The sequence below is a fragment of the Nonomuraea cypriaca genome (assembly GCF_015645445.1).
Taxonomy (GTDB): Bacteria; Actinomycetota; Actinomycetes; order Streptosporangiales; family Streptosporangiaceae; genus Nonomuraea; species Nonomuraea cypriaca.
In genome coordinates this window covers 22,697-29,423 of record NZ_JADOGI010000134.1, presented here as the reverse complement: position 1 = coordinate 29,423, position 6,727 = coordinate 22,697, and the positions used below count along the sequence as shown (strand labels likewise).

The window sequence follows — 6,727 nt, the reverse complement described above, 5'->3', positions numbered from 1 at the left end:
GCCCCACGTCCTCCAGCCCCCGCCCCGATCTGTCCGTCGACCGCCCCGAACCGTCTGCCGGCCGCGCCGAATGGTCGTCCGCGCGCCGCGGCGGACGGTCGGCCGCGGGCCGTGCCGGGGCGTCGTTCGTGCGGTGGTGGGACTCGGTGGCGGTGATGCCGGAGAGCAGCAGTGCCGAGGCGAGGTAGGCGACGGCGTCGGCGAGCAGCGCGAAGGGGGCGGTGAGCGCGGTGACCAGCCAGCCGCCCACCCCAGGGCCGGCGAGCACGGAGACGTTCCTGGTGACCTCCAGCCCGCTGTTGGCGCGTTCGAGCCGCTCCTTGGGGACGATCGCGGGCAGGAAGCTCATCTGGGCCACGTCGAAGAACACCGTGCCCACACCCAGGACCGCCGCCACCGCGTACAGGTGCGGGAGCGTGAGACCGCCGAACCAGGCCGCCACGGGGATCGACACCACGGCGAGGCCCCTGGCCAGGTCGGACCAGATGAGGACGGGACGGCGGCGCCACCGGTCCACCCACACCCCCGCGGGCAACCCGATCAGCAGGAACGCGGCCATCTGGACGGCGGACAGCAACCCCAGCTCGAAAGCGCCGGCGTCCAGGACGAGCAGGGCGGTCAGGGGCAGGGCGACGATCGTGACCTGGGTGCCCATCTGGGTGACGCCGTTGGCCCACACGAACCGCCGGAAGTCGCCACCACGCCCCATGCCCGCAGATCCTCGTCTCCTCGCCAGGCTCGGAGCAATCGGTTTGCGCACGGGCCCGCCTCCACGAACAGGCGGTGGACCACCGAACGCGGCCCACCATAGGCTGGTACGCGTGCAGGCGACGGTACGCAGCTTCGACGAGACCACCCGCTCGGGCACGGTCTTCCTGGACGACGGAAGTGTGCTGGAGTTCGGCACGCCCGCGTTCGACGCAGGTCCGCTGCGCCTGCTGCGCACCGGGCAGCGGGTCAACCTCGGGATGTCCGGCGGGGAAATCAGCTACATCACGCTGTCGACTTTCCCGGTGCCGGACGCGTGAAATGCGGACGCCCGGGCCGCGGGGCCCGGGCGTGCTGGTCCGCTGGGTTTACTTCTTCTTGCCGATTTTCTTGCCGCCCTGGTTGACCAGGTCCTTGAAATCGGAACCGGGGCGGAACTTGGGCGCCCAGCTCTCCGCGACGTTGATTTCCGCGCCGGTCGACGGATTCCGCGCCGTGCGGGCCGGCTTGTTCACCATCTCGAACGCGCCGAAGCCTGTGATCGAGACCTTTTCGCCGCTGGCCACGGCCTTCTGGATGGCGTCTACGACCGCGTTGACGGCCTCGGTGGCCGTCTTCCTGTCGCCCACCCGATCCGCGATGGCCTCGACGAGTTCACGCTTGTTCATGAAAGTCCTGCTCCCCCAGTTACGGCACGGGGTTCCAGCTCACACTTCGACGTAGAAACCCCTTACGCGCTCGAAAGTAGGCTGGATTGCGGGGGAACTCAATCACCGAGCGTGTTTTCCTCATTTCGTGGCGTGTCAACGGCGCCGTCGAGAGAGGCCAGAAACGCGTCGAGACGGGTCGCCGCTCTTTCCGGATCGCGCTTGGCCAGGTCGCAGATCGCGAGGTAACGGCGCGCCAACCGGGCCTTCTGGGCGGCGGGGAGCAGGCGGACGCGGCGGTGCGCCTCGCGCAACCGCCGCGCCAGTTCGTCGTCTTCTAGACGGTCTTCGGCAGCCATGGCTGCCGACCATTCTCGTACTCCGCCACATCCTCGGCGTGACGCAGGGTCAGCCCGATGTCGTCGAGGCCTTCCATGAGCCGCCAGCGGGTGTAGTCGTCGATCTCGAACGGCACGACCTCGCCGGCCCAGCGCACCTGGCGTTCGACCAGGTCGACGGTGATCTCCAGCTTGGGGTCGGCCTCGACGGCCGCCTGCAGGGCCTCGACCTTCTCGTCCGGCAGGATGACCGGCAGCAGGCCCATCTTGGTGGAGTTGTTGCGGAAGATGTCGCCGAACCTGGCGGCGATCACGGCGCGGAACCCGTACTGCTGCAGCGCCCACACGGCGTGTTCGCGCGAGGAGCCGGTGCCGAAGTCGGGGCCGGAGACGAGGATCGAGCCGCCCTCGTAGGCGGGGTCGTTCAGCACGAACGTGGGGTCCTCGCGCCAGGCGGCGAACAGGCCCTTCTCGAAGCCGGTACGGCTGACCTGCTTGAGCCAGACGGCCGGGATGATCTGGTCGGTGTCGACGTTGCTGCGGCGCAGCGGCACCGCCGTACCGGTGTGGGTGGTGAAGGCGTCCATCGGATTTCTCCTTAGAGGTCTGCATGGGAAGCGCGTCGGTCAGGCGGCCAGGCCGCCTGACCGTGACCGCGCTAGAGGTCCGCGGGAGCGGTGAGGCGGCCCGTGACGGCGGTCGCGGCGGCGACCTGCGGCGACACCAGGTGAGTGCGGCCACCCTTGCCCTGGCGGCCCTCGAAGTTGCGGTTGGAGGTGGAGGCGCTGCGCTCGCCGGGCTGGAGCGTGTCGGGGTTCATGCCCAGGCACATGGAGCAGCCGGCCTCGCGCCACTCGGCGCCCGCCGCCTTGAACACCTCGTGCAGGCCCTCCTGCTCGGCCTGCAGCTTGACCAGCATCGAGCCGGGCACGATCAGCGTGCGGGCCTTCACCTGACGGCCGCGCAGGATTTCGGCGGCCGTACGCAGGTCCTCGAGGCGGCCGTTGGTGCACGAGCCCACGAACACCGTGTCGACCTCGATCTCACGCAGCGGCGTGCCCGCGGTCAGGCCCATGTACTCCAGCGCGCGCTCGGCGGACGACCTGGCGACCGGGTCGGCGAAGGAGTCGGGGCTCGGCACCGACTCGCCGAGCGGCAGGCCCTGGCCCGGGTTGGTGCCCCACGTGACGTAGGGGGTCAGCGTCGTGGCGTCGATCTCCACGACCTTGTCGAACACGGCGTCGTCGTCGGTGCGCAGCGACTTCCAGTATTCGACGGCCTCGTCCCCCGCCGCGCCCTCGGGCGCGTGCGGGCGGCCCTTGAGGTAGGCGAACGTGGTTTCGTCCGGCGCGATCATGCCGGCGCGGGCGCCCGCCTCGATCGACATGTTGCAGACGGTCATGCGGCCCTCCATGGAGAGCCCGCGCACCGCCTCGCCGCGGTATTCGACGATGTAGCCCTGGCCGCCGCCGGTGCCGATCTTGGCGATGATCGCCAGGATCAGGTCCTTGGCCGTGACGCCGGGGGGCAGCTCGCCGGAGACCTCGATGGCCATCGTCTTCGGCCGGTAGGCGGGCAGCGTCTGGGTGGCCAGCACGTGCTCGACCTCGGAGGTGCCGATGCCGAACGCGATCCCGCCGAACGCGCCGTGCGTCGAGGTGTGAGAGTCGCCACATACGATCGTCATGCCGGGCTGCGTCAGGCCGAACTGCGGGCCGATGATGTGGACCACGCCCTGACCGGCGTCGCCCATCGGATGGAGCCTGATGCCGAACTCGGCGGCGTTCTTGCGGAGGGTCTCGACCTGGGTCTTGGACACCGGGTCGGAGATCGGGCCGAGCACGGTCGGCACGTTGTGGTCTTCCGTGGCGATGGTGAGATCGGGCCTTCGCACCTTCCGGCCGGCGAGACGGAGGCCGTCGAACGCCTGCGGGCTGGTCACCTCGTGAATGAGGTGCAGGTCGATATAGAGCAGGTCAGGCTCGCCCTCCGCGCGCCGGACTACGTGTCGCTCCCAGACCTTCTCGGCCAGTGTGCGGCCCATGTGATCTCCTCCTTGAGAACAGCCTCCGACTTGCTTTCTCATATGTCGAGACTGCAGTATCGGTGTATGGACAACTCTAGCGGAGTCGGAGTACTCGACAAGGCAGTTCTTGTACTCAATGCCCTCGAAGCGGGACCCGCTTCTTTGGCGCAGCTCGTGCAGGCGACCGGCCTGGCCCGGCCCACGGCTCACCGGCTCGCCGTCGCTCTTGAGCACCACCGCATCGTCACGCGCGACACGCAGGGCAGGTTCGTGCTGGGGCCCCGGCTTTCCGAGTTGTCCACGGCGGCCGGCGAGGACCGGCTCCTGGCGGTGGCCGCCCCCGTACTGATGCAGCTCAGGGACCTCACCGGGGAGAGCGCGCAACTCTACCGCCGCCAGGGTGACGAACGCGTCTGCGTGGCGGCCGCGGAACGCGCCAGCGGATTGCGTGACACGGTTCCCGTGGGTTCGGCGCTGCCCATGACGGCAGGCTCGGCGGCGCAGATCCTGTTGGCGTGGGAGGAGCCGGACCGGCTGCACCGCGGCCTGCGAGCGGCCAAGTTCACCGCCACCACGCTGGCCTCCGTACGGCGCCGGGGCTGGGCTCACAGCGTCGGCGAGCGCGAGCAGGGTGTGGCGAGTGTCTCAGCTCCCATAAGGGGCAGCGGTGGCAAGGTGATCGCGGCCGTGTCCGTCTCCGGACCGATCGAACGGCTGACACGGGCCCCCGGCAGGCTCCACGCGGTGCCGGTCATGGCGGCCGCCGAGCGCATCACGGAGGCCATGCGGCGCACCTCATGATCGGTCAAAGCAGGTATTTGGGGAGCCGGGAGCCTCGCGGGCACACTAGCCTGAGGGCGTGACAGATCGCATCGAGGTAGCCGCCACTGAGCTGCGACCCCTGCTCGAAGAGTTCATCATGTGGGCGCGTGCCAACGCCCCCGGGAGTGACCCCGAGCTCGTGGGGCCGGCCGCACTGTGGCACCGTCTCGCCTTCTCGCCGGACCTCGGCACGTGGAAGCGTGCCGACCTGCGCAACCTGCTGCTCGACCGTATGCCCAAGGTCGTGGAGGATCCCGACGCCGCCGCGGACGGGATGCTCCCGGCCGTGGACGCGTACCTGACGTTCCTCTCGCAGACCGGCAGGCTGGCCGAGGGCTCGGACTCCCTCGCCGATCTGCAGGCCGAGCTCGACGACGTCGAAGACGAGTTCGTCGATCTCATGGAGGACCTGCTCGACGACGACGACGGAGACGACGACGGAGACGGGGAGACCGGCGACCTCGGCGACTTCGAGCCGTTCGCGGACGAGCTGGCCGACCTCGACACGATCAGGCTCCGGCCCGACTCGGAGCTGGCTGCGGCCGCGCGCCGGGTGCCGCTCGTCGCCATGGCCCGCGACCTGGCCCTGTGGGTGGGGTCGGGGCGCCGGGTGGGCGAGGAGACGCTGCTCAGCGACGCCGAGGTGGAGGAGGCGCTGACGGCCGTCGGGCTGCCCAGGCCGGAGACCGACGGGTCGATCGCCGAGGCCGTCCCGTACCTCTGGAACATCTGGAACCTCGCCGTCGACCTGGAGTTCCTCCAGCCTGGCGAGGCCAGCACCGTCGCGGTGCAGGATGACACGTCGGAGTGGCCGTTCGACGACGACGAGGACGTGCTCGACGCGTGGATGCTCGGGCTGCACTCGGTCGACTACGGCGACCCGGAGCTGGACGACGACGACCTCACGATGGCCCTGGCAGGTCTGACGCGGGGCCTGCTGGTCAGGCTGCTGCTGGCCGGTGGCTCGCGTGAACTCGGCGAGCTGACCCAGGACCTCGCGGATGCCGCGGCCGACCTCGACGAGCTGGGCGCCGACGCGTGGGAGGCGGCGGGCGACCCGCTGGCGCCCGCGGTCGACTGGCTCGTCGGCTACGGCATGGTGGAGGTCCAGGGCAAGATGCTCAGCCTCACGCCGCTCGGCACCGAAGGAGTCGTCCACCTGGTGGACGACGCCGACATCGAGCTGGATGCCCGGCCGGCGATCGAGTCGATGAGCGCGCACGAGTTGCTGGCGCTCAGCGCGGAGTTGCCGGAGGAGGAGGCGGACGCCGAGTTCGCGGCCTGGATGCGGCTGCGGGAGCCCGGCAGGGCCGCGGAGGAGCTGCTGGAGGCGGCTGCCGAGGACGAGAGCGACGCGCTGATCCGGGTGCAGGCGGCCAGCGTCGTCGGCACGCTCGGGGAGGACGCGGTCCCGGCCTGGCAGGAGGCGCTCAAGCAGCCCTCGCTGCGGCCTTACGCGGCCACCCACCTGAGCCAGCTCGGGGTGGAGGGGGCGCCCGAGCCCACGCCGGACGACACGCACTGGCTGATCCTGGACATGTGGACGATCTCTGCCGGGCTCGGGCGGTCGGAGTTCGTCAGCAGCCTGCGGGACATCGGTCCGGAGATGGTCAACGACCTGCTCGAGGTGATCTGGAAGATCCCGCACGCCCATGTGGAGGAATTGCTGGACCTGATCTCCCAGGTCCACCCCGACAAACAGATCGCCAAGACGGCCCGCCGCGCCCTCTTCAAAGCCCGCTCCACAACCTGACCGCTTCCCCTCCCTTTCCCAGGCGAGCTGATCTGCTATTCCAAAGGCCCCCGTCCGACGTTGGCGGGGGCCTTCGCCGTCCGTGCCGCTGTGGAGCCTCTGCGGCGTTTTGGGACTTCTGCGGCTCTGTGAGGCGTCCTGGCCGAGGGGCGTGCTCGTCCGCGCGGCGTGCTCGTCCGGGGGCCACCGCGGGTCCGTAAGGCGTCCTCGTTCGTACGGCGGCGCGGGCGCAGTGTTCTGGTGTGGTCGTTCGTGCGGCGGTGCGGGCGGGCCGGCGGTGTTCTGGGGTGTGGCCGTTCGTCCGGGGGTTTTGTTTTTACGCTTCGTACGGGCGGCCCCGCCCGCCGCACGTGGCCGGGCTCTGTCCAGGGGAACGGTTCTCAGGTTCGCGGGGCCGGGCGCCGTTACGTGCGCGCTGTGGGCCGGCTCCGTG

At 70.1% G+C, this 6,727-nt stretch carries 8 protein-coding genes; 3 read left to right on the top strand and 5 right to left on the bottom strand.

All coding sequences use genetic code 11. The features are described 5' to 3' along the window. The coding region (locus ITP53_RS34840) for an MFS transporter (RefSeq protein ID WP_195899709.1) at window positions 1-709 on the bottom strand (709 nt) is incomplete at its 3' end. Between the two features lie 112 nt (window positions 710-821). Here ITP53_RS34840 and ITP53_RS34835 point away from each other — a divergent pair. Continuing rightward, window positions 822-1,028: a hypothetical protein gene (locus ITP53_RS34835; RefSeq protein ID WP_195899708.1), complete on the top strand. Its 207-nt coding sequence runs from the start codon at window positions 822-824 to the stop codon at window positions 1,026-1,028. Window positions 1,029-1,076: 48 nt separating this feature from the next. Here ITP53_RS34835 and ITP53_RS34830 read toward each other — a convergent pair whose 3' ends face one another. The 4 genes from ITP53_RS34830 to leuC form a co-directional block, all read right to left on the bottom strand. Next, on the bottom strand, window positions 1,077-1,376 hold the full coding sequence (locus tag ITP53_RS34830) for an HU family DNA-binding protein (protein ID WP_195899707.1): 300 nt from the start codon (window positions 1,374-1,376) through the stop codon (window positions 1,077-1,079). 98 nt (window positions 1,377-1,474) lie between these two features. After that, window positions 1,475-1,714 carry an SCO5555 family protein gene (locus ITP53_RS34825; protein WP_195899706.1) on the bottom strand — a complete coding sequence of 80 codons (240 nt, stop codon included), beginning with the start codon at window positions 1,712-1,714 and terminating at the stop codon, window positions 1,475-1,477. Further along, complete coding sequence (leuD, locus tag ITP53_RS34820) at window positions 1,693-2,280, bottom strand: 3-isopropylmalate dehydratase small subunit (RefSeq protein WP_195899705.1); 588 nt, start codon at window positions 2,278-2,280, stop codon at window positions 1,693-1,695. The genes ITP53_RS34825 and leuD overlap by 22 nt, the downstream gene beginning before the upstream one ends. 71 nt (window positions 2,281-2,351) lie before the next feature. After that, window positions 2,352-3,737 (bottom strand): 3-isopropylmalate dehydratase large subunit, encoded by a 1,386-nt coding sequence (gene leuC, locus ITP53_RS34815; RefSeq protein WP_195899704.1) that lies wholly within the window; start codon window positions 3,735-3,737, stop codon window positions 2,352-2,354. Window positions 3,738-3,803: 66 nt separating this feature from the next. Here leuC and ITP53_RS34810 point away from each other — a divergent pair, with 66 nt between their 5' ends. After that, entirely contained in the window at window positions 3,804-4,520 is a 717-nt protein-coding gene (locus ITP53_RS34810) for an IclR family transcriptional regulator (protein WP_195899703.1), read from the top strand. A 58-nt stretch (window positions 4,521-4,578) separates the two neighbouring features. Next, window positions 4,579-6,294: a hypothetical protein gene (locus tag ITP53_RS34805; RefSeq protein WP_195899702.1), complete on the top strand. Its 1,716-nt coding sequence runs from the start codon at window positions 4,579-4,581 to the stop codon at window positions 6,292-6,294. Window positions 6,295-6,727: the final 433 nt, after the last annotated feature.